Below are 26,386 nucleotides of genomic sequence, written 5' to 3' on the forward strand. Positions count from 1 at the left end.
AATCCTATTTAGCAGGATAGTAAAGTCGATTGTCGTAAAGTCCCTCGCTGAAGTATTGCTTCACGGCTTTTAGCTGCTGCTCGGAATCTTTTACATCCCCCAACAGTTCATAGTGACCATCCGAGTAGAGAGCAATGAACTTAGAACCACTCTGCACTAAACTACGAGCCAAATAGTTTTTATTTTTATAAGGGACATTCAGAATCTCTAAAAGGCTTGGCAAAATATCAATGTGTTGAGCCCACTGATCTGTGTTTATGGACTTCAAATTCAAATCCGCAGGGCTAAAGAAAACCAATGGCACTGAGTAACGATCTGAAAATGATGGGTTGGATCCTAACTCTGGCCCCGTATGGTCGGCTGTAAAGACAAAGAGCGTATTTTGATACCATGGCTGCTGAGCCGCACACGCCATAAATTTCTGTAGGGCTGTATCCGTGTAACGAATTGTTTTAAGTATCGGATGGCGGTCATCCTGATAAACGCCACGATAAGCCTCTGGCAAGTTATAGGGCTGATGTGATGATAGGGTGAAGATCGTCGTAAAAAATGGTGCAGAGAACTCAGTTAACTTCCCACAGGTCCATTGCAAAAATGGCTCATCATAAATTCCCCATGTTCCATCATTATCTTGTTGATGAGGGTACTCGTTCTTACCAAAGTAGTTTTCAATACCGACACTTTTGGAAAACCGATCAAAATGCATACTGCCATTGGCTGCACCATGAAAGAAACTGGTATGATATCCCTGCGCGCCTAAAAGAGTGCCCAAACCAATAATTTCATTCGCCGAAAATTCAGAGTTAATAAAGGGCTCTTCCATTAGCGCCGGAATTCCTGACAGGATTGCAGCCATGCCCTCTATCGAACGACGCCCATTCGCGTAGGCTCTAGGGAAATCCACCGACTGCGAACGGAGCTGATTGAAATACGGCGCCACCTCTGGATCTTTTAACGCCAGATATTCTTTGGAAAAGCTCTCGAGTATAACTAATACAACATTTAATCGCTCTGTTTTAATCGGGCTTGGCTTTAAGTTTTGAGGATTTAATAGTGCCAGCATTTCATCCTGTTCATAAAAGCGCTCTTGCACTAACGATTTTTTACCCAAACTTTTCACCACAGTAAAAGTGGAATTCAACACCAGATTATTCGCATAGGAACTATTAAAAAGCTTCGCGTCCACAAAGGTCAGTGGCTTGTGCTGAAGTCCTCCGCGTGAAAACAACACCCCGCAAACCAACACACCAAAAATTCCTATTCCACGGCGTTTCCAGTCCCATCCATAGGTAAAACGTGAACTGATGCGGTAAGCGAGGTAAATGTAGACGGCAACAATCAAGATAGAAAAAGTCGCCAGTGGAATATAAGGGAATATTAAATTTCCCACACTGCCCTCACCCACTAAGAAAAAGGAAGAGGCCGAAAAGCGTTTCGCTGTGAAATTGAAGAGCTCAGCATCGGCAAGATTCAATAAGTAAAACGTAGCGTTTAAAAGAATAAAGAACCATATCCAGACGGAACGCAAAATACGCGGTAAAACCAATAGGCCTAAAAAACAAAGTCCCACGGAAATAGCCAGTACTGACAGGTCAAATCGAATGCCATTTAAAAAGGCCCATAGAATTTCAGATAGGCTTAAAGTCTTTAAAGACGCCCAATTCCATATCAGGAACTCAAGGCGAACCACGCTATAAACGATTAAATGAAGTATAAAGTACGCTAAAAACCACATAGTTGACCTTACAAGAGTTGCTCAAAAAGTTAATTTTTGCTACTACATTAGTATGAAAATTGAAGAAATGAAACAACGCCTTATTCAGGCTTACCCCGATGCTGATGCTAACACTGAAATTGAAGTCATTGATTTGACTGGTACTGCTGACCACTGGGAAGTCAGCGTGAAGAGTTCGGCCTTCCAAGGTCTGACTCGTATCGAACAACACCAGCATGTCATGAAAGCTTTCGCCGCTGAATTAAAAACAGGCGAAGTTCATGCGTTATCGATCAGAACCGCAATTAAACAATAAATTTTAAGTTTTAAAAAATATTTTAAGGAGTTCTACATGTCAGATGCTAAAACAAAAATCGAAGCGCTACTTAACAGCAACAAAGTTGTCCTTTTCATGAAAGGCACTCAACAATTTCCAATGTGTGGATTCTCTGCACGTGCAACGGCTATCTTACAAGATATGGGCGTTGAGTTTAAAGATGTTAATGTTTTGGATGACGAAGAAATTCGCCAAGGCATTAAAGACTACGGCAACTGGCCCACAATTCCACAATTGTACATTGATAAAAAACTTATCGGTGGCAGCGACATTATGATGGAAATGTACCAAGCCGGCGAATTACAAAGCCTTCTTAAAAACTAATTAAGCCATGCTTTGCAATACAGCCCTATGGGACCGTGCCATTCGATTTCTTCTAGCGGTAGGACTACTCAGTTATGCCATCGCTGGTGGACCTATGTGGTTTTGGCCTGTTGGGCTTTACCTCTTGCTGACGTCAGCATGGGGCTTATGTCCTCTGTACGCATTTTTTAAAATCAGAACTCTGAAGTAATCCGAAAGGACATCCCGATGCAGGAGCTGTCATCGTTACCACTTAAAGCCGAGCAGATCAAAACCGATACCGACTCTTTGAAGTACTACGGTAAAGACTGGACAACTTACTTTGACATTAAAGCCTCAGCCATCGTCTTTCCTGAATCCACAGAAGATGTCGTCAACATTGTAAAGTGGGCTCGTGCCAACAAGATCGCCTTAGTTCCCTCTGGTGGACGCACAGGATTAAGTGGAGCCGCTTGCGCTCTTAACGGAGAAGTGGTGGTTTCATTTGAAAAAATGCATCGCATTTTAAGCTTCAATGAAACGGACTCTACTGTTCAAATTGAACCCGGAGTTATCACAGAAAGTCTGCAAGAGTTTGCTCGCTCTAAAAACCTTTACTACCCCGTTGATTTTGCCGCTCGCGGCTCATCACAGCTAGGTGGTAATATCGCCACAAACGCTGGTGGTATTAAGGTTGTTCGCTATGGTCTAACGCGTGATTGGGTTGTAGGCCTAGAGGTGGTCACTGGCAGCGGAGAAGTTTTAAACTTGAATAATGGTCTTATTAAAAATGCCACGGGCTTAGATCTTCGCCATCTATTTGTCGGCAGTGAAGGTATCTTAGGTTTTATCACCCAAGCGACAATCAAGTTAGCGCCAAAGCCTCCTGAACTAAAAGTTTTAGTCTTTGCCTTAGACCAACTTTCAAGTGTTATGAAAGTTTACTCGGAATTTAAAAATCGCTGTGCCCTACAAGCCTACGAAATGTTTTCTGAAAAAGCTTTGAAACACGTTTTACACTCGACAGGTTTACCTCGCCCACTTGAGACTGTGGCCGATTTCTACGTTGTTTGCGAAGTGGAATGCGCTTCAGAAAAGGCCGAAGAAAATATCATGTCTGTCTTTGAAGGCTGCCTAGAGAATGGTTGGTTATTGGACGGAGTGATCTCGCAGTCAGAGGTGCAAGCGAAAACTTTCTGGCGCTATCGTGAAGATATCAGCGAAGCTCTTTCCGTTCACTCCCCTTATAAAAACGACGTAGCTGTTGCTATTTCAAAAGTTCCTGACTTCATCGTCGATTTGGACTTAGTGCTGTCGCAAGCTTATCCGAACTGGGAAGTGGTTTGGTTCGGACACATTGGTGATGGCAACTTGCATATCAACATTCTGAGACCTGAAGGCATGACGAAAGAACAATTCGTCGCCGAATGCCGTAAAGTGGATGAAATGGTTTTCAAAGCTGTGCAGAAACAAGCTGGTAGTATTTCAGCAGAACACGGCGTCGGCGTTACGAAACGTTCATTCTTAACCTACACGCGTTCACCAGAAGAAATCGAAATTATGAAAGGGATCAAAAAAGTTTTCGATCCTGATAACATCATGAATCCAGGAAAAGTGATCTAGGCCGATAATACGGCCTAACACCTAAAATACAATTCGAGTTTTAATATTACGTTTTGAAGATTCAAATTTAGCAGCCAATTGCTCGGCTGTTGTCGTCGCCCAATCCAGCTCGAGATCTGTGACTAAGTAACCGATTTTTTGATCTGTAGAAAGATATTGTCCTTGGATATTGGCTTTCGCTTCCGAGATAAACCCGTTGAGTTCACCCAAGACACCCGGCTCGTTACGATGCACGTTCATAATACGAGTGACTTTGTCTTTGGCCCCTAAGTCTACGTTCGGAAAATTTACAGCCCCCGCTGTCGTTCCATAGCGAATAAATTTACGGAAACTTTCAGCCACTTCAAGACCAATCGCGTACTGCGCTTCTTCCGTACTGCCCCCGATATGAGGAGTCAAAATAACATTCTTCAACCCTTGTAGCGGAGATTTGAATTTTTCTTTATTCGACGCGGGCTCTTGCGGAAACACGTCTAAGGCACAGCCTGCAATATGATTCGATTTCAGTGCATTCACTAAATCCTCGATCACAATCACTGTACCGCGGGACGCATTGATCACGTAGCTTCCTTTTTTCATCGTCGTTAGCTCTGCAGAGCTGATCATATTCATCGTCTCGGGAGTTTCAGGTACATGTAAACTGATAAAATCAGCTTCTTTCAAAAGCTCATGTAAATGTGTTGTGGCACGCGCATTACCTAAAGGAAGTTTCTTCACGATATCGTAGAAAATAACTTTCATACCAAAAGCTTCCGCCAAAATACTGACCTGACTTCCAATATGTCCGTAACCCACAATTCCTAAAGTCTTGCCACGCACTTCACGTGAACCTTCAGCCGATTTCACCCACTCACCTTGATGAGCCAATGTGTTTCTATCACCGAGTTGACGCGATAGCGCGATCATTTCAGCCATGACCAATTCAGCCACAGAGCGTGTGTTACTATGAGGAGCATTAAAGACCGGAATTCCAAAATTATTTGCACAGGTCAAATCGATTTGATTTGTACCAATACAAAAAGCACCTATCGCCAGCAGATGCTGATTATTTTGTAAAATGCGTTCATTGATATCTGACTTTGAACGAATTCCCAGAACATCGTAATTCTGCAAAATTTGATTGTACTCGTCTTCCGATGGAGCATGGGTCAACAGATCAACTTTGAACCCTTCTTCAATCAGTTTTTCTTTAGCTACACTATGAATATTTTCAGCAAGTAATATGCGCATCGCAATATATAGTATCAATGTTAGTCCAAAACCGACAAGATATTAAGTGCCTTTTAATCCAAAAAATGTTTACGATATTGAATCATGTCAGAACCTCAGAAACTCAACCTTTTGATTGTCGAAGATGATCCTCATTTAGCTAGCTCATTACGCCTTGTTGCTCCAGATTCCTACAAGGTCTATGTGGCCAAATCTCCGCACCTGATTCCAGACCATGTCTTCTTTCATGCCGCTTTAGTGGATATGCATTTAGAGGTGGAGCCTCCTACCCCAGCAGATGGACTTAGTGTTGTACAAAAACTGGTGAAGAAAAACCCGCAGGTGGAAGTTGTCGCCATGTCCGGAAACTTGGACCGCGCCTTGATGGAAAAAGCCATCCAATCTGGAGCCCAACGCTTTTTAGCCAAGCCTCTTTCTGCCGACGAACTCAATGCCGTCCTTGAAAAAATCGAAGCCTACTGGTGGCTGCGTTTCGCTACGTACGAAAATAACCTATCACGTGCTCAGTTGATTGGTTCGTCTACGGCGTCTGAAGCTCTTCGCAAAAAAGTAGCTGAGCTTAAGGGTGAAAAGGCCCATGTGTTGATTGAAGGTGAAACCGGTACAGGTAAAGACGTGGTCTCGCGCCTGTTAAATCAACAAGAGGGATCTCGCCCCTATATCTCTGTCAATTGTTCAGCTCTGACTGAAAATCTTTTCGAAAGTGAGTTTTTCGGACATCTAAAAGGCTCGTTCACCGGAGCCGACAGTAATAAAATTGGTTTCGCCGAAGCTGCTCACGGCGGAGATTTATTTCTAGACGAAATCGAAGCTCTGCCACTTACACAACAGGCGAAGCTTTTGCGGTTCTTAGAATCAGGTGAGATTCGCAAAGTCGGAGCCAAAGATGTTCAGCACGTCGACGTTCGTGTGATCGCCGCCAGTAATATTCCATTGTCCCAATTACTTGCTGAGAAAAAATTCCGTGAGGACCTTTATTTTCGTCTTGCTGCCCACAGAATCGAAATCTTACCACTGAATCAACGACCGCAAGACATCCCCGATATTGCTCAGGCATTTTTGCAAGCAGAAAGACCTAAGCGAAATAAATCATTTGATGAGTCCGCGCTAAAAGAGCTGCAAAGTTATACATGGCCCGGAAATGTACGTGAGTTAAAGCGCGTCTGTGAGCAGCTGATTTTGACGTCTCCATTGCCAGTTATCCGTGATAGCGATGTACAAAAACTGTTACTGCGCGATTCTTATTCAGCTTCGACTACACGCATGCAATTAGATCAGAGTCTAGATGCCTTTTTAAAGGCCCAAGAAAAGAAGTTCATAGATTATTGCCTATCTCAAACTAAAGATATTGATAAATGCTGTGATCTTCTTAAAATATCCAGATCAAGTCTTTACAAAAAGATTAAGGAACTGGATATCAATTATGAATAACTGGATGAACGCCTTTACAAAACCGGCGGCTTGGGAAAGTCCAATCTACCGCCAAACTGTTCTGATCGTGCTACTGACAATTTTCGTTGGAGCCGCTATCAGTTTTTTACTTAAAAAAAGAACTTCTTACTTCACGATGGCATGGGCATCAGTCAAAAGCTGGCTGATCTGGGCGCCATTGATGTTTGGGATGTTGGGATTGAATGCTCCTATTCCTATTCTATTTCTGACGTTGCTCGCCATCTATGGTGCAAAAGTTTACTTTCAAATCTTAGGGATGTTTCACCAAAGCTATTTCGTTTACATCTGTTATGCTGGGATTTTTGGTTTAGGAATTTTCAGTCAGTTCAACAATCTCGCTGTCTACAATGCGCTGCCAATGGGCGTATTGGGTTTATCGTGTCTTGTTCCACTAGCGAAACGCGATTACCGCAATATGATTCAGTATATTTCACTAACACTACTTGGGTTTATCTTCCTAGGTTGGTCGTTTATGCATCTAGGACTGATCTTAAATTTTGAAAACGGAATCTATCAGGTCATGTACTTAGTTATTCTGACTGAGTTCTGCGACAATACCAATTTAGCTATCGGTCGTTACTTCAAAGGCCCTAAAATCATCAGTGCTATCAGTGCGAAAAGAACATGGCTCAGTACGATTGTTTCCATCATGCTAACGATCCTACTTGCCTATGGTATGCGCCATCTTCTTCCGAACAGCAGTGATAAGTATTGGCTGGCGGCTGGTCTGATCGCCTCTTTCGGTGGTGTGATTGGCGACATGGTCATGAATGTGGTTCGCCGTGATGCCGGAGTTAAAATCGTCAGTGGTTTCATCCTTGGCCGTGGAGACTTCTTACAGCGTATGGATCGCCTGATCTTCGTTGCTCCAATCTACTACTTCATTATGTTAGGACTTAACTAATGCGAGAGTGGAATTACCAAAACGAACAGTGGACTAAGCTTCCCGGTTACCTGAAGCATTTACCTCTGTTCACACACCACTATGACCTCAGTAGCCGCGTTATCCGCTTCTTGTGGTCTTTGGTTCTTAAAAATTGGTTCTATACTTTTTATATTCGCTTAGATGTAAAAGGTGGAGACTTCCAAGAGCTTTACCAAAAGCACAAAAAGTTAATCATTATCTCGAACCACGCGTCCCACTTAGATGCCACATCCATTGCAGCTTCGATTCCACGTAATCGCTGGATGGACCTCTATATGGCTGCGGCGAAGGATTACTTTTTTTCAAATGCGCTTTTTACTTTTTTCTCGCAGCACTGTTTGGGAGCCATTCCCATAGATCGCAAAGATAGAAAAGGCGAAGCCGTTCAGTTGATTCTAACATTGCTAACACAACTCGAGCGTATGTGGTTAATTATCTTTCCTGAAGGGACGCGCACCAAAGATGGAAAGCTACAAGAATTCAAACGCGGTATCAGTATTTTCGCCGAAAAAACGAATACGCCAATTTTGTTTTTATTCATCGAAGGAAATTCTCGGTTGTGGCCTAAAGGGGCGATCTTTGCAAAACCGGGTAAGTTGACCATTCATATCGGCCCCGTTCATCAGCCGGGACCGATTGAGCAAATTTACAAAAGTTATATCTCGTGGGTTCGCACCATTGACCCGTCTGTTTTACCAGACGATATGACGGAAGAAAATGAAGTGGCCGAAGCGCCAGTAACCTTACAGGATCTGGAAGGTGAAGATGAAAACAACTGAAGCCTTAACGAAATTGAAACTTCAAATTGGTCCCTATGCTGTGGGAGCCGTTCCTACAGGCCTGTTCGCCTTAGATGGAGGCGCTATGTTCGGGACTGTCCCTAAAGTTTTGTGGCAAAAAACAAATCCTGCCGATAGTGAAAATCGTATTGCGATGGAAGCGCGCGCGCTGCTGTTAAAATCTAATGGTCGCAATATTCTCATTGATACGGGCAATGGCTCTGATTTTATTGCTAAGTACGGCGAAAAAATGGGAACTAAATTCGGTGAAATGTACGGAGTGCAAGGCGATGGAGTTTCTTTACTCTCTTCACTGAACGCTTTGGGATTAACACCGGATGATATCACGGATGTCATCCTCACCCATTTACACTTTGATCACGCGGGCGGAGCCACCTGTGCCAAAGACGGAAAAACTGATGGCAAAATCGTCCCGACCTTTCCCAAAGCCACTTATCACGTACAAAAAAGTAATTATGAAAATGCGCTGAAACCCAATGTTCGTGAAAAAGCCAGCTACCTTAAACCTAACTTCGTCCCACTAATGGAAGCTGGAGTTCTTAGGCTGGTTGAAGGCTCGCAAAAAAACTATCTTCCGAATATTTCATTGGTTGTGTCAGATGGCCACACTGTTGGACAACAAGTTGTCGTAATAGAAGATGAGCAAACACAACTGATCTACTGTGGTGATGTCATTCCAACGAGCACACACGTGCGCTCTGCATGGATTATGGGGTACGACATCAACCCTCTTGTTCTGATAGAAGAAAAAGCCAAAGTCTTGCAAATGACGGATACGAAAACTAGTTATTTGTACTTCGAACACGACCCTTACTGTGATCTAGCCAGTGTTGAAAAGAAAGCGGACAGCCCTGAATACCAAGTGAAGGAAAGGTTTATTCTTTGATCTTCAAGTTTTTAGCTCGCTTGCATGACGAAATGAATGATATCCGTTTTGCGGCTTCGAGCTTGGCCTTTTCTACCCTGCTATCGATCATCCCCTTTATGGTCATCGTGCTTGCGGTCTTTCAATATGTGGGTGGTTTAGATCAGCTTTATCCTAAGATGGAAGGTGTGCTTCTGAATTATATGAAAGAAGCAACAGGCCCAACTGTCACTCGCTTTATCAGAAAATCTCTACAAAATGTGAAGCCTTCAACGCTGGGGATTTCTGGGGGATTGTTTTTAATGTTCGCCTCTTTAGGGCTCATCCGTAATATGGACTTTGCCTTCAACAAGCTTTGGAAACTGAAAATTAATAAACCTGTTTACAAGCGCATGTGGCTTCATTGGATGGTCCTTCTGGCGGCTCCACTGACACTGGCGATTTTTACTGGTTTAAAATCCACTAGTTTCTTTAGCCAAGCTCCTCAGAACTGGGATCATCAGTTTTTGTTTTTATTTTGGATCTGCCTTCTGCTGTTTGCTCTGTATAAAATTATGCCCGACACCAAAGTTCACACGTGGCCGGCCTTAATTTCGGCCGCCCTAGCTGGTATTATGCTGGCCTTGGTGCAAAGCTCGTTTCTTTGGATTTCTGTCAAAGTCTTCAAGAACAATACGATCTACGGCTCCTTGGCCTCGTTCCCCATCTTCCTGATCTGGCTCCTGACAGTCTGGTATGTAGTCCTGACCGGAGTTGCTTTCTGCGCCTTTTTGCAGCAAAAGGTCTTCCGTTAGGGTGCCAGGCCCTGTTTACGGATACAGTGCACAAAAAAGTTCTTAACTGTCAGGCCGAGTTTTGTTAGTTTAAGTTTTGATTTCAATCCGTGGTACCGTAGCTCAGTTGGATAGAGCAATTGCCTTCTAAGTCTGAATTTTCCCGACTTTAGTCCTGTCAATCCATCATAAAATCAAATAGTTAGCTCTTTTGGCTGGATAAAACCAAAGGCCAAAGTTGGATAACAAATATCCAACTGGCCTCCATCTTCCGTCTGAGGGCTTTTACGATGGAAGGATGGGAGAATTGAAACTCGTCAAACCCGCACCAGTGGCGGAACCGCAAAAAGTCAGCGAATGGTCACGATGGTATCTTGTTCAGGAAGGTGGTCATCCATCTATCAAAAGAAGCCGCAAGGTGAACGGCAAAACCACATGGAACCGCTACCCCGCAAAACATTATAAACACATGAGTCCCGAAGAATTGACGGCACTCCTGCGACGACTGAATGCGACTTTTGAAACTGAGAAAAAACTGGCGGAAGAACGCTACAACTTTGACCATGCTTATGTGAATGTTAGGTCTCTTACTGCCTTTGAAAAATACCTTAAAAAACAAACGACCGTAGATTCTTCGGTCAGCAATCCGATGTCGATGCTCCAACGTTATTCACTGGAATATTTCATTATCAAGCAAGGTATTCCCGACCCCGCAAAATGGCATATCAAAGAGGATGACTGGGGTGAATGGCTTCTCGAACAAGATTTGTCGGTGGCTCTTCTCAAGCGTATTGTCTCAACAACAAATCGCTTTACGAAATTTTTGAATCAAAAAATTTATCCGGAAATGCCGAACGCCCGAAAATTGGAACCCATCGGACGAGCGAAATACGCAGAAATAAATTATCTCCGAAAGAAAAAAGGCGAAGACGACGAGTCCAAATATATTCAACCCGAGACTTACAAAAAAATCGTAAAAGCCTTTGAAGAAGAGGAACCCGAAGTCCTCCCAAACGTGAAACTCTGCAAGGCTTTTGGACTTCGTATCAGTGAATCTCTGGGTTTTGATAAACCAAAATTTTTGAAGGATGCGGTCTTGGTCGATGAACAGGGCAAAGGCGTCAAGGGCGGTCAAATCGTGCGCAAGAAAGTGAAGACGAACGAACGCATGGTCCCTTACTGGAATATGACCGCCGTTGATGCGTGGACGCTGGTCAAACAGATTATTCCCATGCACCCAAACACGCTAACCAAGAAGGTCAACAAAGTGCTGGCGAAGTTTGGCCATTCCTCCCATGACTTCCGTAGAACTTTCATCACTGAGGCTCACCGCAGTCACCACTGGAAGGATGTCCAACGGGCGGCTGGTCACACCACGCACCAAATGACGATGAAATACGACCAAGACGACCGCAACCTGTCGCCATTGTTGGCCGACTTGGATGACTAAGGAGCGTCATCAATCTGCTTTGATTTCATTTTTTTGAGTGGTCACGCCAATTTAGCGTGACTTCTGAGGCGTCCAGATGCTACTCTTGCCGAGGCAGTTCTATCGCTTGCCATTTCAGGTTATATTATTGCTCTTTTTGTGGCCCCGTAGCTCAGTTGGATTAGAGCATGGTCCTTCTAAGACCAGGGTCCCAGGTTCGAGCCCTGGCGGGGTCACCAGTTTTTTTCTTACAGACCGTCTGTAAGAAAAGGAAAAGGTGGACAAAATGGGTTTACTAAAAATGCTCCACGACCCAGAGATGAACAAGTGGGCTCAACAAAAAGCCGTGGAAGTTTTGAACTCCATCCCTTCTCAAGATTTGATTTTAGAGGCTTATCTGTTCGGCTCCGCTGTTTACGGCAATTTCACCGCCGATTCTGATTTGGATTTTATTATCGTCACCAAAGACCAAGCCTCTATCAAACAACTTCAAAAGGAAGTCTACACCGCTCGCTTCACCGACATTGCGATTGATTGGATTTTTAAAACCAAAGAGTCGTTCGATGAACGAAAAAACTTTGGCGGTGTTTGCTTCGTTGCTTTTCATAATGGAATGAAATTGCGATGACGAAAAATCTAAAAAAACAACTTTTCCCCAAAGAATACGCCCAAGAACTTTTGAGAATTGCCGAAGGGGATTTGGCTTCAGCGTTGGCACTTTCTAAGGTCACCACGGGACGGCCTGAAAACATTGTTTTCATCGCTCAACAGGCCGTCGAAAAATACATCAAGTCGGTGTTGGTTCATCTTCAAATTGCGTTCCCTCTCCTTCACGACTTAGGCGTTTTAGTCGCCCTTTTGCCAGACGATAAGATGCCCGCAGAAGGCTTTGAACTCATGGAATTAAATCCGTTCGCCACGGTTCGCCGTTATCAAGAAGGGGACATTCCGCTCACGAAAGAAGAGATCGAAGCCTCTTTGAAAGTGGCTCGAAACATCGCTCATTGGGCAAAAGAACTTACGAAGTTATAATTGGCGTGAACGAATGTCAGCGGTCTGCAAACGACGTATTACACATGGGGCTTTGAAGATTCAAAGCTCTGAGGTTGTAATAAATCTTCGAGAAAAAATGCGGCAAGTTCAGACCTACCAGCCAGACCCGATTTAGAATAAATTGAAGCCGCCTGAACTCTTGCGGTCTTTTCAGACGTATGCCTCACCTCTGCAATTTCTTTCAGCGAAAGACCTTTCAATAAAAGAAGTGCGACTTCCTTTTCCGCTTCCGATAAGGCCCATTTTGTAAGTTGCAGGTCAATGGACTTAGATAGTCCTTCAATGTATTTTTCACTTTCTCTTTTCCAATCCTCGGACTCTTTTTTGAGTTTGATATTTTCGCTGATTGAGTCTGAAAGTTTGTGCCGAAGATCGTAAGACCCTTTGAGAAAATAGAAGATTCCAAATAAAGCCGCAAGGCCAGTCCCGCCTTCAACTAAGACATGCCAAATTGCGACCCCTTCTTTGGTGTCCGTAATTATATCCGCAGCGACCATCAAAGCCACCAGGGCCAGAATCACAATGATAACTGAACGCTCTTTTCTACTCACGTTTCGAGAATACACCACATAAAATTAATCGTCATCATCGTCATCGTGCTTCATCTCGATTAATTTTCCACTTTGGCTATGGAGGCCGAAGTCATTTCCTTCGCTTCTCCCTTTTTCGCTCTCACCAAGCTGGAGTTTTTGACCGAACAACAGAAGAGTCCTGCTTTGCGTATCAAAACGATTATAGAGAAACAATGTTACTGACAATACGAGTATAGCTGAAACCAAACCCGCCAAGCGGCGAGAAGAGGTTATGGTTTCCATGCCTTCAAGAGTTAACTTCCTTCCGTTCACCATGCTGAGCGCAATCCAATCATGATGCCGAACAGAATGAAGAACGACCCCAGCGACATGGAGAATAGCCACAACCAAAAAAGCATTGGCCAAAAATTCATGCAGGTCCTCATAGGTCTCTTTGTGTCCTGTTGTCATTAAATATCCAGTTACAGCCAAACCCAATCCCAGTGCAAACATGAATAATGCGGCCCAACTTGAGGCCGGGTTATGACCCGTCCAACGTTTTTTTGAATTCGACAAAATCCCAAGAAAGTAATCTTTAAGTTCCGATGGCCTAAGACTGAAGTTTGAAAACCGTGCGTATTTTGACCCGATGATTCCCCACAATATGCGCCATAACACGATGAATCCCAATAATAGTCCCGAGAGCATGTGATAGGTGAAGATCAACGATTCGTCGTCCACCGTTTTTGCAACGACAAAAGAAAATAGGAACAGTCCGGCGAAGAGCCAGTGAAAAAGTCTTGTAGGTACGTCATAAACTAAACTCGATTTCATTTCAGCCTCCCATATACTTTAAAGTTCACTCGGATTGAGGGTTTCGTCCATTGGACAAACAGTCTATCCGGAGCAAATTCAAATATTTAGGGCATTTGGCCTATTTCCAAAATGAAGAGAAATGAAGATACTGGGGTCAGTCAATGGGAATGACCCCACTGAAAAGGAGAACGAAATGAAACAACTCGTAATTGGACTGGCTCTCTTGGGCGTAGCGTCTTCGGCCTACGCTAAAAAAGACTGCACAAACGAACCTAAAGAAAAGTGGATGCAGGAGGCCGAATTTAAGAAAAAGGTGGAGGCTGAAGGATACAAAATTACAAAATTCAAACAACCTGGCACCTGTTACGAAATCTACGGGACAAACAAAGACGGCAAAAAAGTTGAGATTTACTTTAATCCTGTCGATGGCTCGATTGTTAAAGAAAAGTAAACATCTTCTATTTAAAACACCAAAGCCCATGAATGTCTTTACGACAAACATGGGCCATTGGCTTCAACCTCGGCTGATAAAGTTAAACGACTACAAATCCTAAACTCTCGGCGTGCCGACGCAGGATTCGGTGTTTGAATTCATAGCGGGATTCTGTTTTTTCTTTTTCGTAATATCCCCGACCGTAAATCGGGTCTTCCCAAATTCCCGTGTTGGCTTTGAGAAAATCCATCGCTCGCTTACAGAGTTCAGCCATACGGGGCCAGTATTCATAACAGCGTGGGTCTCGCTCGTGAAGAACCACGAAGTCCACACAATCAAGGGCCTCTCTAATTGAAAGAGGCCAACGTCTTTCAATCACGACCTTTTCGTAGTAATTGACCTGATATTCGGTCATGTATCTGATTTCTTGAACATCAGCGGCTGGGATTTCTTTTAAGAAAATCCCCTCCAACTTTTTGAACATTGGACGAAGGCGTTTCATTTATTCCCCCTCGCTCAATGCTTGAATGATTTTTGAATCTTTGATTTCTTTAAGACCCGTGTAGAACACTTGTCCCTGATAGGTTGAAATCTTCACCATCAACAAGTGCCACCCTTTTGACAAGGGATGGTCGAACTTCACCTTGCCTGTGTCGGGCAAAAATCCTTCCTTCCCATCTTCACCCATCACTTTTTTAGCGTTGTTAAAAAAGGATTGGTAAACAACCTTTCCGCTCTCTGGGTTCACTGATTTTTTAGAGAGAATCACCTCAACTAACATGAACATTTTCATAACTGCCTCCTTTGGCATTTTTTTGGACTCACCATTGAGTCACAAAAATAAATGGGAGACGGGTTATTGAAAAAAAAGATGAGCCCCCCGTGCTACGCACTCGCACCTGATAGAACAGGTGCGACCACCGCCAGAAGCCCTGCGGCCTTGCCCTTACGGGCCGGCCTTGGGCTTCTGGCTTGGGGGCAGGGTTTGGCTTTCGGGGATTTCCCCGTTTTCTTTCAACCATTCCATTTGTTCTTGGAATATCTGAGCAATGCCGTCGGCGGTTTTGTTTTCATTGATTCCGTATCTGATAAAATCACGAACCATGTCCCTGATTTTGACTTCCTTGAAATCGTCGTAAAGACGCTCAATTTTTTCTTTCTTCACTCGGTCAAAGGTCTGGGGGTCAAAATCACGGAACAGCCTCTTGAAACGGGACTCGTCTTGACCGCTCTTGGTCTTTATACGGTGATAATCGCCCCAGTGCTTGAGAATGGCCTCGCAGAACTCGGATTCCTTACAGACGGTCTGTAAGGCTCCTTGAACGGCAACCAGGGCTTCGGCACTCTTCACCCGAAGCTCAACCCGTGTGATGGGTTCGGCATCGTTTGCCAGCGTTTCAAAATAAGATTGCTTAATGGGGTGGGGATTGCCGTCCGTGATTTCCACCCGTTTGTCGTAGACCGTCAGGCTCCACCGTTGGCGGTGGATCGTGTAGCCCGTGAAAAGCATTTCACCGTTGCGGTCTTTCGTTTGGTGTTCGTGGTAATTGAAGGCAAAACCCCATTTATAGCGTTTTGATTTCGGATTCGGGAAGGCGTCAGATAATCCAAGGCCGAAAATATCAACCGCCACATCAACCCGTGTGAGCTTCCAACTCATGCCCTCAATCGTCCTGATTTTTTCCGCTATTCTTAAAAATTCATCAAAAGGCTTTGCCACCGCTCCCGTCCAGTAAAGCCCTTGCAGTTCAACCTTTGCCGACCCCTCGTCGTTCGTTGAAAGCCTGAATCCTCGGTCAATGAATTGTTCAAAGAACCAACCACCACCAAAACCAGCGTAGGTCTTTTCGTTTTGCTTCACTCCGATTTTATCTCTGAGAATTTTTAAAAGTTCCGCACCCCGTTTTTCCGAACCCGAACCATAGACGGTAATCCAATCAGCGTGAGTCATTTCCATTCGGGCCTTTGATTTTGTGTTCTTCTTTTTCATGCCTCCTTAAATGGGGACCGCCTTCTTATTTTTAAAAATCCTCCTGAATACCCCTTCTGTTCTTGAAATATTTTGTTCTTCCGGCTCTACGAAAACTCATGACCAAAAATTTTTTGGCATGGTTTTGTCCACCGTCGTTCGTTTGATTTTTTTTATTTCCAGACATCAGGGCGTTTTAATTATCGCCACTACACAAGGGGCTTGTGAACGTAGTGGCTCAACAAACGAAAACCAGAGGAGGTTTTTATGAAAAAGAAGGCAACTCAACCCCAAGCGGGTCAATACAAAGACGAACTTATCATCATTGAACCGATGAAAGTGCGTCTCTCGAAGAAAGGGAATACCGTCATGGTTTTCCTGAATCAAAAAACGGTGATGATGTTCTCGAAAAAATTCTTGGACGCCGTCATCAGTCGTAAATACCAAAAGCGGGGAGCCTAAAAGGGCCCCCGCCCTTTTTTTGGAGGTGGTTATGAAACGAACAATCAAATCGCAGTATTTCTTTTACTCGAAGGTTAGACGGCAAACAAAACTTCATGTGCTCACCATTTTCACGAATGGCGAATACACATGGGAAGGAGCTTAAAGTTATGGACTATCAATTTATTGTCGGAAAATTGTCCGACGTCATCTGGCACTCAGCCATTTTGATTTCGGTCGTTGGAGTTCTAAAAATCTTTTTGACTCAGTATTTTCTCTACAAAATCACTGTGGCCAAAAAGAGTGAAATCAAGTTCACCCGTGAAGGGAAATCGGCTTCGTATTCCAACTACGAAGACCAACCCGAAAAGGTCATCAACATTTACAAAAATCTTGATGATGTGGACGAGGACTTTTTCAAAAAGTCGTCATAAGAAAAAATAAACCCCCTGAGATGACTCAGGGGGCTCAAAAGGGCCAAAGATTAGGCCACTTTTTTATCTAAATACCATTTGGATATTTCACCAAGGACCGAATCAAGGCTCTTGTCCAAGGACGAATCACCGTCAAACTCAACCCGAACTTTATCAAAGTTGGATTTAATTTTTTCGGCAATCACCTTAACATTCACTGTTGAATCACTTGAATCTGACTTGGAAATCTTAACCCGCTTATTCGGGTTGTCTGCCCGAACAAGTTTCTTGATTTCCTTGAACGGCAACTTTTTAAGTGCCGCCGTTGGGTGCTTGGTCATGAACTTTTTCAAGCTCACGGCATCCAAACGGGACAACTCAATCAGCACCGTAGTAGGCAAGCCCAAACGATGCAGGTCTTGCCGTTCCGCAAGTCTAATCAATTCATTGGTGTAGGTTTCCCCGCACTTGAACCGGACTTGAACGAATTGGCGGAAAGCCGTTTTCGCTTGATAAGAACTTGCCTGACCTGAAACCGTCAGATGAGAAATTATCTCACCTTGCAGTTTCGCAAGTAAGCCCCCAAGGTTCACGGCAATCCGTCTTTCATTGAGGAACGCCCTATCAATAGCGGAGACGGTTTTTGAGACCGCCTTTAACACCGCCGTGGTGATGAGGGGTGAATAAGCGGTTTTGGAAAGGACCACTTTTAACTTTGCAGAGTTCGTTCCACTGACGGCTTTTAGCGTCTTTTTGCTGACGGGGCGTTTGCCCTTGGCTGATAATTTCATATCGCCTCCTTGATTTTGAGACTAAATCAGGAGGGCACCAGTCTAAAAAACGCCAACAGTTGGGGGGCTTCCCCAACTGTCCGAGTTCTTACTTAAATCGCTGAATTGTTTACGAGAAATAAAAGAAAGACGGACCGTTTTAAGCCGTCGTTTTTCTTTTAGAAGGACCTAAAAGATAAAAAGGCAGTTCTCCCGCCGAAATCATTTCGCTATTGCGTTCCACTATATAGTCCATCAAAGCGTCGTCCATAAATCCTTTATCAAGAGGAATGGACTCCATCATCGCTCGGTCGTCGTTGGCTCTGCGTTCACGTCCGTCAAGAAAGCCCGACGTGATTGGAAAATCAAAATGTCTTTTAGATTCAAAGTTCAATTTCTTTTCGGCCAGTTGATAAATCCGTGTTCCTCGTCCCCGAAAATTTCGTTGGATATACTCGCCGTAAGTTCCCATGAAAGCCAAAATATAAATCTTAAAATACAAAAAGCCCCTGTGATTCATCACCAGTTGCCCGTTTTGAAACGAAAGAAATTTCCAGTTCTGCTCTTCGCCCAAAATACTTTTCATCGCCCATGACTCTAAATCCTTCGCCGTCTTTTCTAACGCCGTTTTCAACTGGTGAAGTGAAATCTCGCCGTTGATGCCGCTCAGTTGCTCCCGTATCGACTGGATTTGTGAGACTTGGGCGGTGAGTTTTTTGTTTATCTCATTCACCCGGTCCAATTTTGTCGGCCTGATGTCTTCAAGTCCGAAGAAGGATTTTTTCGAAAACTGTCGGGTCAATTCCAAAATCTCTGCGTATCTGCTTTGCGGAGTTCCTTTTACTTTCTTTAAGGCGTCGGCGTAATTCTTATCGCCGTAATCAAAAAGGTTTCGTTCATGGCTTTGAAGTGAAGCCCTGAAAATAAACTCCATCACCTGATACGTCTCAAAACTCATTTCCCATTTGTCGGTGAGATACACAAGGAAGCGGTCAAGCGCCGTGTATTTCTTCCGCCGAGCCATCATCAAAACATCGCTCTCGCCACTGCGGGCGTTTTTGATTTCGCCCCTTACATTTTCCTTCGTCTGTTTTTGAAAACCCCGAAGCCCTCGGCGTTTTTGCGTCAGTTCTTTTTCTCGAAGAACAAGGTCATAGATTTCCGTCCACCGCTTCAAGGTGGTTTCTTTGGGTTCGTTTGGGGTGACGACTAAGGTGCACGACATACCCCTCTAATTCTCCACTGACTCGGACAATTCGGCCACTCCTCCCAACTGTTGGACTTTCAAAAATAGCCCAAAGCCTCAGCCACAATTTTCTATGCGGTCCCTTCGTCTGGACCATTTCCGCATTGACAATCCATCGAAATTACACTAGAAATTGGTTCGGGTGGATAACGCAGAGACCTTCTAAGCAATAGGTCGAAGGTTCGAATCCTTCCGGTATCACCATTTCTTTTTCTAAGAACCCTTTCAAATAACCACCTATCAGCAAAATGTCATTTCTGTGGAGTTTGTGCTATCTTTTGGGACCTTTAGCTCTGTCTTCATTTGCTCTTTTTGATATACTAGATTTAGAAGCTAGATTCAGGAGGCCGCATGGAAAATATGGAAGTCATCGTCGCGTTTCTAGTGGGTGGACTCATGTTCTTTTCCACTATCGCCTATATTGTTTTAATGATTTTCTTTCCGGAATGGGTTGGCATCACAGGAGACGTTGCCAAAACTGTAGAGCGTGCCCATAGTAGTAATCCTAATGGCACAGAAAACTCATAATAAGCCAAAATCATCTGACATTCGCTATCCTATGCAGGCCTTTGGCAATCTGCTGGGACATATTGAAAAAATTCGTGTGAATCAGCTTGAACATCGCCTCACACCGAAAGTTCCTTTTCCGCATAAACATGACTTCTATCACATTCTCATTATCACTAAAGGCAAAGGATCACACGAAGTCGACTTTACAAAATATCCTGTTTTACCCCACACCATTTTTATTCTAAAACCAGGGCAAATCCATTCGTGGACTTTAGACCCCAATACGACAGGTTATGTTGTCGAGTTTGAACTTCCAGCCATTCAGAACTCTTTACAACAGTTCAATGTTTTAGAAAATATTTTGCTCACCCTGCCTGATCATCTTCGCTATCGTTACGACGATTGGAAAGAACTACTCACTCTCGTAGAAAGTGCTCGTCTAGAGCTTCACAAACAGGAAGAAGGCTACGAAGCTCTGGCTTGTTTTAAAGTCGCTGAGTTGCTTTTTTTGATTTATCGTAGAATTCCAAAAACTATTCGACAACGTTTCAAACAAGATGACTACGCTCAACAGTTTTTAAGACTTGTAGAAGACAACTTCACTTCACATCATCAGATTGAGTTTTATGCTCAAAAACTGGGAGTCACGGCGAAAGCATTATCTATGCGTCTAAGTCGCTCGTTAAATTTACCAGCCAGAACCATTATTCAAAACCGCTGTCTTTTAGAGGCCAAAAGACTTCTTGGATATTCCAATAAGTCCATCAATCAGATCAGCTATGCACTGGGCTTTGAAGATCCAAATTATTTTTCTAGATTTTTTAAGAAGGCCACAGGACAAACCCCTGTGTCCTTTCGCCAAAAGATAAAAAAGAGCTAATTCACCTATACAGTCCACGCTTCTCGGATCCACATTCCTAGAATCAAATAGAATGAGATATGCACGGCGTAAGAGTAAAATAGTCCACGCTTCATATACAAAATGAAATATGTAAAAATAAATCCTGCAAATATACTGGGAATAATAAAATAAAATCCTTTCCAACCGAACAACATCAAAAGTGGAAAATGTAAGAGCGCGAATCCAATGCTGGTCAACCAAACCATCTCTTTTTTTGAAATTTCAAGACTGCTAAGACGATACAAAATGACCAACAACATCACCTGTTGATAGGCCACATCTGACCATTTCACAGCCCATGTGTTGAGCTTAAATAAAGGAAAAGAAAATAACTCACTTTTAATATAGTTAGCCTGCTCAATACTAATCGGTCTCAGTTCGTTCGCTATATGCCCCAAAAAAATAACCACGGCCGTGAATAACCCCATATAAACTAATTGGCGCAATCCATCTTCATGGTGAGGCAGCAAAGACTTCACGCGATATAGGCAAAGAACTAATGCCGCACTCAGTATGTAGTACAATGTCGTCAGATAGTTTGTACCATCCAACCCCCACAAGGGTTTCAAAAGATAGCTATGGATGGCTCCTAAAAATAGCCATAGCAAAACCCATTGGGTCACAAGTGCTATTGGCTGCTTGTTTTTTAGAATCGAGTTCATATTATCGAAACACCTATTAATACTAATTGTCTTACGCCTTTCACTTTACATTTTAAATCGATTATTTTCTATATACTCACACAAAACTAACAAACATTTGAAATTTTGATATTCATCAGACCTCAGATAGTGACTTATTGCAGCCCTCTGTTTAACTCTTTGTCAGTTTCTTGGATATGAGCCTCCCCTTAAATAGAGCTGCTTTTGGCACGACTTCTGATACATGAGCCAGCGTAGATAAAGAGGTACGTTCATGAATATAAAGAGCAAACACAGTAAAAAACACAACAATAAACACAGTGTCGTTGTGACCTATGGTTTAAAAATAGGTTTGATGTCCGCCTTACTTCTAGGGCTTGTCGGCTGCGGTAATAACAAAGTCAGCCAAGACCTTAAGAACTCTGTTAAAGCCAATCAGATGGCCAGCAACTTAATGGCGTGGGAAACATCAGAAGCCCACCCTGAAAATGTCTTTAGTAACTGGAGAGCCGAGGCCGCTGAAGGCGCTGCCCAAAAAGAAAAAATAGCTGATGAGATCTGTGAACATTTACCTCAGCTAGATGGGCAATCTTTAACGGTTTTCGAGCATGAAATTGCCAACCCCGAAAATCGGGACCTTTTAGCTGAGTGTCAGGAGCTTCTACAAAATAATCTAGAGAACTACTACACTAGCCAACGTTCAGGAGCTGGTACAAATAACTTCCGCTTTGAACCCACAGTTCTAAAGCGAGATCTTTCTAACGGCTACTATGCAGTAACTGCGGATGTCGGTCCGAAAGAAGTTATTTTGACTTTTGATGACGGTCCATCTGGAGCTTATACTGAGACTATTTTAAGTGCTTTGCGCGAAGTTGAAGCGAAAGCTATTTTCTTCGCATTGGGAAAAGCGGTTCGAGCTAATCCCAACATCCTTAAAAAAGTAGCCGCCGATGGTCACGCTATTGGATCACACAGTGTGAATCACCCGTGCATGGGCTGTGGTAAAGTGAGCCACGAAAGTGCCCTTGCCGAGATCAGAGGAGGCCATCAAGCCATTTATGATACTTTAGGTTGGGTTGATCCTTTCTTCCGCTTTCCTTATGGCTCAGCGACTCCGGCTTTGAAAAGCTTTTTACGTCAGAATCAAGTTGCTGAATTTTTCTGGGCTGTAGACACTGAAGACTGGAAAGCTCAAAGCAACGAAACTCTGGTGCGTAATACAATGCAAAGATTGAACGCTCGTGGGCGCGGTGTTCTTTTATTCCACGATATTCAAAGAAAAACTGCGGAAGTTATGCCACAGCTTCTACGTGAGCTTTATAGAAACGGCTATAAAATCGTGTTGTTAGAATCTTCGAATCCGAACGCTCGCTATAATAGCTCGTTAGTTCGCCAAAACCGCCCGCTTCCATAATACGTTCTATTTCATACCATCTCCCTCCTATCACACCCTATGTAAGGTGTGATAGGACCTCAGGGGTCTTGCATATACGCTCTACCACTATTAAAATAGAGGTAGACATTTGGAGACCCCATGAAACACGACGACGACAACAATTGCTGCTCTTCCCACAAAAAGTCTTCACCTACATCCGATCAACACAGCCATCAACATGGTCATGATCACAGCCACGATCAGAGTCACCACGACCATGACCACACTGATTCCCCAAAAACGGAAAGCTCCTTCCAATATGATCGCAATTTGACAAGTTCACAGACCAGTAAATTTTCTGTCAGTGGAATGGATTGTGCCGATGAAATTTCCGCAATTCAAAAATCATTAAATCATCCGCTGGTATCAGGTGTCAGTGCGAACTTGATGACGTCAGAAGTCAGCATCACTCATTCACCTGAAATGAATACCGCTGATCTTAAGGGATTAATTGAAAAAGCCGGTGTACGCGTTGTCAGCAGCTCTCAACTAACTCGCAGTTTCTTTCAAGAAAATAAAATGCGCCTTACTTTAGTCACTGTCTCTGGATTATTTGTCAGCATAGGGCTTATCGCGAATTTGATCTTAAATTTGAGCGAGCCCATTGTCTTTACCTTATTTTTATTAGCCACACTCAGCGGTGGTGCTTTGGTATTCCCAAAAGCATGGCGGTCCTTAAGAAATAAAAACTTCGATATGAATGTGCTGATGACCATTGCCACTGTAGGTGCATTCTTAATTCAAGAGTACTCCGAAGGAGCCACTGTCGTATTCTTATTTTCTTTAGCAGAAATGCTCGAAGCTTTCAGCGTATCGCGTGCGCGCAAAGCCATTCGTGAAGTATTATCAATTACTCCGAAAACTGCGTTGGTGAAAAACGGCGAACAGACCTCTGCCGTACCTATCGAACAAGTTAAAGTGGGCAGTTTGATTTTAGTCCGTGCCGGAGACAACATTCCTCTGGATGGACGAGTTGTTGAAGGAGAATCCTATGTGAATCAGGCTCCTTTAACCGGAGAATCTCAGCCTATCGTTCGCAAAAAAGGAGACCTTGTTTTAGCAGGGACGATCAATGAGTCAGGTTCATTAGTGATAGAGGTTTCCCACGAGTTTCAAGATACTAAAATTGCTCAGGTCATTCGCCTTATCGAAGAGGCTCAAGCGCAAAAAGCTCCTTCACAGGTTTTCGTCGATCGCTTTTCTCGTATTTACACTCCGGTGGTCACAGTCGTCGCCCTGTTGGTTTTTTTAGTCCCACCACTGCTATTTTCCAGTGATTGGGCAACATGGGCTTATCGCTCTTTAGTTTTCTTAGTGATCGCCTGCCCATGTGCGCTGGTTATTGCCACTCCTGTTTCGATTGTCTCTTCTTTAACAGCACTGGCCCGCAAAGGAGTACTGGTTAAAGGAGGCCGCTTCTTAGAAGAACTGGGTCGATTAAAAGCTTTAGCCGTAGATAAAACTGGAACCATTACCGAAGGAAAACCTCGCGTGGTTTCGGTGAAACGATTTGGACACCTTTCTGACTCTGAATTTTACAATGTGGTTTTATCTCTTGAGTCTCAATCTAGCCATCCTTTAGCAAAAGCCGCCGTTGAATTCGCTTTAGAGAAACAAGCGACATCACTGACTGCAGATCAATATCAGGTCATTGCAGGCAAAGGTGTTGAGGCCACAATTAATAATCACAATTACTTTGCTGGTAATCACAATATGGCCCATGCTCTTGGCGTCTGCACACCAGAGTTAGAAAACTACTTACAAGAGCTTGAACACAATGCCCAATCAGTTGTGATTTTCGGGCATCGTCCCCACGCTCAGTGTGATGGTGAAGTTATGGGGGTCTTAGCCTTAGCCGATTCCCCACGACCACAAGTTCATAAAGCTATTCAGAATCTGCATGCGGTGGGAATCGAAAAAATCTCAATGCTCAGTGGTGATAACCAACGCACCGCTGAAGCCATTGCAAAATCTGTCGGTATTGATGAAGTGGCTGGCGATCTTCTGCCCGCAGATAAAGTGGCTGAAGTCACTTCGTTACTACAGCGATTTGATCACGTGGCCATGATCGGTGATGGCATTAATGATGCGCCAGCATTAGCAAAAGCATCAGTGGGAATTGCTATGGGTGCCGCCGGAACAGATGCCGCTATCGAAACAGCTGATATAGCCCTAATGACAGACGATTTGAATCAGCTCCCTGCCGCCATTCAACATGGTCGCTTTACGCTTTCCGTTATCCGTTTTAATATCGGATTTGCCTTAGCTGTAAAAGCTGTGTTCCTCGTGTTAGGAGCAGCGGGAATATCGAATCTTTGGCTAGCCGTAGCTGCCGATATGGGAGCTTCTCTTTTAGTGATTGCCAATTCAATGCGATTACTTAAAGTTCAAGACATCAGTAGCAGACTCAATGTATAGACCTTTGAGATTTAAATCTGGATACGAAATCGCGTAGACAGTGCTCACATGAGCACTCGATTGATCTTCAAACCTGAATACATCCTCAAAGATGATATCATGTGGATAAACCTTGATGTTTCCCGCACGACACGTCAGATGATCTGAACCAGCACTAAATTTTTCGGTGTACCCTTGATTCTGTAACTCTCGAACTTTAGCGTGAAGTCCACCCTTATGTTCTTTTTTAACTGGCAATGTACGATTTATTGATATTATTTCCATATAACTTCCTTAAGAACTCTCCTTTAAAGTTCTTCTTAGAATTTTGTGATGCAATTTCTATCCCTATTTTTTATTCACGATATTCTGGACGCTTATGATTCTTTTGTTCCATTTTTGCTACTGGCACGGGGCACTTTTTACCATTTTGAAACATCCCAGAAACAAGTTACAGTCTACCCATTTAAGACCCGATAAGCTCCTTATGCTTTGGCTTTATACCATTCTTATTATCGGCAGTATGACGTATGCACCATCTGCATTTGCTAACGACCGCTGTCCCTCATCGACAGAATGGCATGCCCTAAAAACTCGAGCCTTCTTCAATAAACTTTTCGTTGCCGCAACTACGTGTCGTTATCATAAAGACGATATGCAAAGCCGTTATGACCAAGTACGTGAAAAACTCACAACGACCTATCGTCCTTACTACACAGAACAAATCCGTCTGGCCAATGCCTACTATGATCGTATTGACCGCGATGGTTCTACGACTCGTAAAGCCCGCGGTCAGAGTTCCGAAGACTTTGGACAAAACAAAGAATGGGATCGAAGTGAAACGCGCAATCTTAATTTGTACTCTTTGCAAAGCGCACAGCTCAGCACACAAAACAGATCCGCTTTCCAAAGCTACTGTCAGCAAGCCGATCAGGTGTTAACACAATTACTCTCAACCCGCACAGCAGAAGCGGTTGATCAGATCGCGATCAATCACGCCTACGCTCGTGAACACAATCTGACGGAGTGTGATCCAGAAGGTCGTATTGTCACAGAGATTTCAGCAGAGCCTTTAACAGAGCCTGAGCCTGCAGTGGAAACTACACCCGAAGAAGTCGTGACTCGTGAAGAACCGGCCTCTGTGGAACCAGTCCGTAATTCTGAGCCTTCTTCCACTCGATCTGCAATATCGACTCGTACCAATAGACGCTCGAACACTCCGCTTGTATCTGCAACAGATACTCCATTACTTTATCGGCTTATGTCATCTGGTACGACGACGACAAGGCCACAACCATCCGTCACTACCTGTGACGGAGAAATCGTCGTCATTAATAATATACGCTATTGTAAGATTGATGAAGACACGTATGAGTCGATTGAAGACAATGACTAAATGACTGACGAAATAGATCAGTG

31 protein-coding genes and 1 tRNA gene are annotated in these 26,386 nt (G+C 43.7%); 21 read left to right on the top strand and 11 right to left on the bottom strand.

Annotated elements, in window-relative coordinates; translation table 11 throughout:
- Positions 1-4 precede the first annotated feature (4 nt).
- Positions 5-1,735 (bottom strand): LTA synthase family protein, encoded by a 1,731-nt coding sequence (locus A11Q_RS09250; RefSeq protein ID WP_015470545.1) that lies wholly within the window; start codon positions 1,733-1,735, stop codon positions 5-7.
- Positions 1,736-1,802: 67 nt separating this feature from the next.
- Here A11Q_RS09250 and A11Q_RS09255 point away from each other — a divergent pair, with 67 nt between their 5' ends.
- From A11Q_RS09255 to A11Q_RS09265, 4 genes are read left to right on the top strand one after another with little or no spacing between them, the layout of a single operon-like run.
- Positions 1,803-2,030, top strand: coding sequence for a BolA/IbaG family iron-sulfur metabolism protein (locus A11Q_RS09255; protein ID WP_235044599.1), 228 nt, complete (start codon positions 1,803-1,805; stop codon positions 2,028-2,030).
- Between the two features lie 36 nt (positions 2,031-2,066).
- Entirely contained in the window at positions 2,067-2,375 is a 309-nt protein-coding gene (gene grxD, locus A11Q_RS09260) for a Grx4 family monothiol glutaredoxin (protein WP_015470547.1), read from the top strand.
- Positions 2,376-2,382: 7 nt separating this feature from the next.
- Positions 2,383-2,565, top strand: coding sequence for a YgaP family membrane protein (locus A11Q_RS13705; protein WP_083860511.1), 183 nt, complete (start codon positions 2,383-2,385; stop codon positions 2,563-2,565).
- 17 nt (positions 2,566-2,582) lie between these two features.
- On the top strand, positions 2,583-3,956 hold the full coding sequence (locus A11Q_RS09265) for an FAD-binding oxidoreductase (protein WP_015470548.1): 1,374 nt from the start codon (positions 2,583-2,585) through the stop codon (positions 3,954-3,956).
- Between the two features lie 21 nt (positions 3,957-3,977).
- Here A11Q_RS09265 and serA read toward each other — a convergent pair whose 3' ends face one another.
- Positions 3,978-5,186 carry a phosphoglycerate dehydrogenase gene (gene serA / locus A11Q_RS09270; protein WP_015470549.1) on the bottom strand — a complete coding sequence of 403 codons (1,209 nt, stop codon included), beginning with the start codon at positions 5,184-5,186 and terminating at the stop codon, positions 3,978-3,980.
- Between the two features lie 84 nt (positions 5,187-5,270).
- On the opposite strand from serA, the gene A11Q_RS09275 reads away from it, so the two are divergent.
- From A11Q_RS09275 to A11Q_RS09315, 9 genes are all read left to right on the top strand, one after another.
- Entirely contained in the window at positions 5,271-6,617 is a 1,347-nt protein-coding gene (locus A11Q_RS09275) for a sigma-54-dependent transcriptional regulator (protein ID WP_015470550.1), read from the top strand.
- Positions 6,610-7,542 carry a phosphatidate cytidylyltransferase gene (locus A11Q_RS09280; RefSeq protein ID WP_015470551.1) on the top strand — a complete coding sequence of 311 codons (933 nt, stop codon included), beginning with the start codon at positions 6,610-6,612 and terminating at the stop codon, positions 7,540-7,542. Before A11Q_RS09275 ends, A11Q_RS09280 begins: the two co-directional genes overlap by 8 nt.
- The gene (locus A11Q_RS09285) at positions 7,542-8,342 is read left to right on the top strand and encodes a lysophospholipid acyltransferase family protein (RefSeq protein WP_015470552.1); all 801 of its coding nucleotides are present in this window, start codon (positions 7,542-7,544) and stop codon (positions 8,340-8,342) included. Before A11Q_RS09280 ends, A11Q_RS09285 begins: the two co-directional genes overlap by 1 nt.
- The gene (locus A11Q_RS09290; protein WP_015470553.1) at positions 8,329-9,249 is read left to right on the top strand and encodes an MBL fold metallo-hydrolase; all 921 of its coding nucleotides are present in this window, start codon (positions 8,329-8,331) and stop codon (positions 9,247-9,249) included. Before A11Q_RS09285 ends, A11Q_RS09290 begins: the two co-directional genes overlap by 14 nt.
- Positions 9,246-10,022 (top strand): YihY/virulence factor BrkB family protein, encoded by a 777-nt coding sequence (locus A11Q_RS09295; RefSeq protein WP_015470554.1) that lies wholly within the window; start codon positions 9,246-9,248, stop codon positions 10,020-10,022. The genes A11Q_RS09290 and A11Q_RS09295 overlap by 4 nt, the downstream gene beginning before the upstream one ends.
- Before the next feature lie 286 nt (positions 10,023-10,308).
- Positions 10,309-11,451 (top strand): site-specific integrase, encoded by a 1,143-nt coding sequence (locus tag A11Q_RS09300; protein ID WP_158320368.1) that lies wholly within the window; start codon positions 10,309-10,311, stop codon positions 11,449-11,451.
- A gap of 140 nt (positions 11,452-11,591) precedes the next feature.
- A tRNA-Arg gene (locus A11Q_RS09305) sits at positions 11,592-11,669 on the top strand.
- A gap of 47 nt (positions 11,670-11,716) precedes the next feature.
- The gene (locus A11Q_RS09310) at positions 11,717-12,058 is read left to right on the top strand and encodes a nucleotidyltransferase domain-containing protein (protein ID WP_015470556.1); all 342 of its coding nucleotides are present in this window, start codon (positions 11,717-11,719) and stop codon (positions 12,056-12,058) included.
- Positions 12,055-12,462: a HEPN domain-containing protein gene (locus A11Q_RS09315; RefSeq protein ID WP_015470557.1), complete on the top strand. Its 408-nt coding sequence runs from the start codon at positions 12,055-12,057 to the stop codon at positions 12,460-12,462. The genes A11Q_RS09310 and A11Q_RS09315 overlap by 4 nt, the downstream gene beginning before the upstream one ends.
- Before the next feature lie 38 nt (positions 12,463-12,500).
- On the opposite strand, the gene A11Q_RS09320 is transcribed toward A11Q_RS09315, so the two are convergent.
- Both A11Q_RS09320 and A11Q_RS09325 read right to left on the bottom strand, forming a co-directional pair.
- On the bottom strand, positions 12,501-13,034 hold the full coding sequence (locus A11Q_RS09320) for a helix-turn-helix transcriptional regulator (RefSeq protein WP_015470558.1): 534 nt from the start codon (positions 13,032-13,034) through the stop codon (positions 12,501-12,503).
- A 24-nt stretch (positions 13,035-13,058) separates the two neighbouring features.
- On the bottom strand, positions 13,059-13,829 hold the full coding sequence (locus tag A11Q_RS09325) for a cytochrome b/b6 domain-containing protein (protein WP_015470559.1): 771 nt from the start codon (positions 13,827-13,829) through the stop codon (positions 13,059-13,061).
- A 175-nt stretch (positions 13,830-14,004) separates the two neighbouring features.
- Between A11Q_RS09325 and A11Q_RS09330 the strand changes: the two genes are divergently transcribed.
- Complete coding sequence (locus A11Q_RS09330) at positions 14,005-14,262, top strand: PepSY domain-containing protein (protein ID WP_015470560.1); 258 nt, start codon at positions 14,005-14,007, stop codon at positions 14,260-14,262.
- Positions 14,263-14,344: 82 nt separating this feature from the next.
- On the opposite strand, the gene A11Q_RS09335 is transcribed toward A11Q_RS09330, so the two are convergent.
- The 3 genes from A11Q_RS09335 to A11Q_RS09345 form a co-directional block, all read right to left on the bottom strand.
- Positions 14,345-14,746 carry a hypothetical protein gene (locus A11Q_RS09335; RefSeq protein WP_015470561.1) on the bottom strand — a complete coding sequence of 134 codons (402 nt, stop codon included), beginning with the start codon at positions 14,744-14,746 and terminating at the stop codon, positions 14,345-14,347.
- On the bottom strand, positions 14,747-15,037 hold the full coding sequence (locus A11Q_RS09340) for a hypothetical protein (RefSeq protein ID WP_015470562.1): 291 nt from the start codon (positions 15,035-15,037) through the stop codon (positions 14,747-14,749).
- A 153-nt stretch (positions 15,038-15,190) separates the two neighbouring features.
- Positions 15,191-16,234 (bottom strand): hypothetical protein, encoded by a 1,044-nt coding sequence (locus tag A11Q_RS09345; RefSeq protein ID WP_041575216.1) that lies wholly within the window; start codon positions 16,232-16,234, stop codon positions 15,191-15,193.
- A 246-nt stretch (positions 16,235-16,480) separates the two neighbouring features.
- On the opposite strand from A11Q_RS09345, the gene A11Q_RS09350 reads away from it, so the two are divergent.
- Together A11Q_RS09350 and A11Q_RS09355 are read left to right on the top strand one after the other, a co-directional pair.
- Entirely contained in the window at positions 16,481-16,675 is a 195-nt protein-coding gene (locus tag A11Q_RS09350) for a hypothetical protein (RefSeq protein WP_015470564.1), read from the top strand.
- 149 nt (positions 16,676-16,824) lie between these two features.
- The gene (locus A11Q_RS09355; RefSeq protein WP_015470565.1) at positions 16,825-17,088 is read left to right on the top strand and encodes a hypothetical protein; all 264 of its coding nucleotides are present in this window, start codon (positions 16,825-16,827) and stop codon (positions 17,086-17,088) included.
- Positions 17,089-17,138: 50 nt separating this feature from the next.
- Here A11Q_RS09355 and A11Q_RS09360 read toward each other — a convergent pair whose 3' ends face one another.
- Entirely contained in the window at positions 17,139-17,858 is a 720-nt protein-coding gene (locus A11Q_RS09360; protein WP_015470566.1) for a hypothetical protein, read from the bottom strand.
- Positions 17,859-17,997: 139 nt separating this feature from the next.
- Complete coding sequence (locus A11Q_RS09365; RefSeq protein ID WP_015470567.1) at positions 17,998-19,062, bottom strand: hypothetical protein; 1,065 nt, start codon at positions 19,060-19,062, stop codon at positions 17,998-18,000.
- Between the two features lie 372 nt (positions 19,063-19,434).
- On the opposite strand from A11Q_RS09365, the gene A11Q_RS13885 reads away from it, so the two are divergent.
- Both A11Q_RS13885 and A11Q_RS09370 read left to right on the top strand, forming a co-directional pair.
- On the top strand, positions 19,435-19,611 hold the full coding sequence (locus A11Q_RS13885) for a hypothetical protein (protein ID WP_015470568.1): 177 nt from the start codon (positions 19,435-19,437) through the stop codon (positions 19,609-19,611).
- Positions 19,592-20,473 carry a helix-turn-helix domain-containing protein gene (locus tag A11Q_RS09370; protein WP_015470569.1) on the top strand — a complete coding sequence of 294 codons (882 nt, stop codon included), beginning with the start codon at positions 19,592-19,594 and terminating at the stop codon, positions 20,471-20,473. Before A11Q_RS13885 ends, A11Q_RS09370 begins: the two co-directional genes overlap by 20 nt.
- A gap of 5 nt (positions 20,474-20,478) precedes the next feature.
- On the opposite strand, the gene A11Q_RS09375 is transcribed toward A11Q_RS09370, so the two are convergent.
- The gene (locus tag A11Q_RS09375) at positions 20,479-21,156 is read right to left on the bottom strand and encodes a hypothetical protein (protein WP_015470570.1); all 678 of its coding nucleotides are present in this window, start codon (positions 21,154-21,156) and stop codon (positions 20,479-20,481) included.
- Between the two features lie 253 nt (positions 21,157-21,409).
- Between A11Q_RS09375 and A11Q_RS09380 the strand changes: the two genes are divergently transcribed.
- Together A11Q_RS09380 and A11Q_RS09385 are read left to right on the top strand one after the other, a co-directional pair.
- A complete protein-coding gene (locus A11Q_RS09380; RefSeq protein ID WP_015470571.1) occupies positions 21,410-22,549 on the top strand; it encodes a polysaccharide deacetylase family protein in 1,140 nt (379 codons plus the stop codon).
- Between the two features lie 120 nt (positions 22,550-22,669).
- The gene (locus A11Q_RS09385; protein WP_015470572.1) at positions 22,670-24,988 is read left to right on the top strand and encodes a heavy metal translocating P-type ATPase; all 2,319 of its coding nucleotides are present in this window, start codon (positions 22,670-22,672) and stop codon (positions 24,986-24,988) included.
- On the opposite strand, the gene A11Q_RS09390 is transcribed toward A11Q_RS09385, so the two are convergent.
- Positions 24,947-25,252, bottom strand: a complete 306-nt coding sequence (locus A11Q_RS09390) for a hypothetical protein (RefSeq protein WP_015470573.1) — start codon at positions 25,250-25,252, stop codon at positions 24,947-24,949. The two genes, A11Q_RS09385 and A11Q_RS09390, sit on opposite strands and share 42 nt — an antisense overlap.
- A gap of 202 nt (positions 25,253-25,454) precedes the next feature.
- Between A11Q_RS09390 and A11Q_RS09395 the strand changes: the two genes are divergently transcribed.
- Positions 25,455-26,363, top strand: a complete 909-nt coding sequence (locus A11Q_RS09395) for a hypothetical protein (RefSeq protein ID WP_041575218.1) — start codon at positions 25,455-25,457, stop codon at positions 26,361-26,363.
- The last annotated feature ends 23 nt before the right edge of the window (positions 26,364-26,386 follow it).

The organism is Pseudobdellovibrio exovorus JSS, assembly GCF_000348725.1.
GTDB lineage: Bacteria > Bdellovibrionota > Bdellovibrionia > Bdellovibrionales > Bdellovibrionaceae > Pseudobdellovibrio > Pseudobdellovibrio exovorus.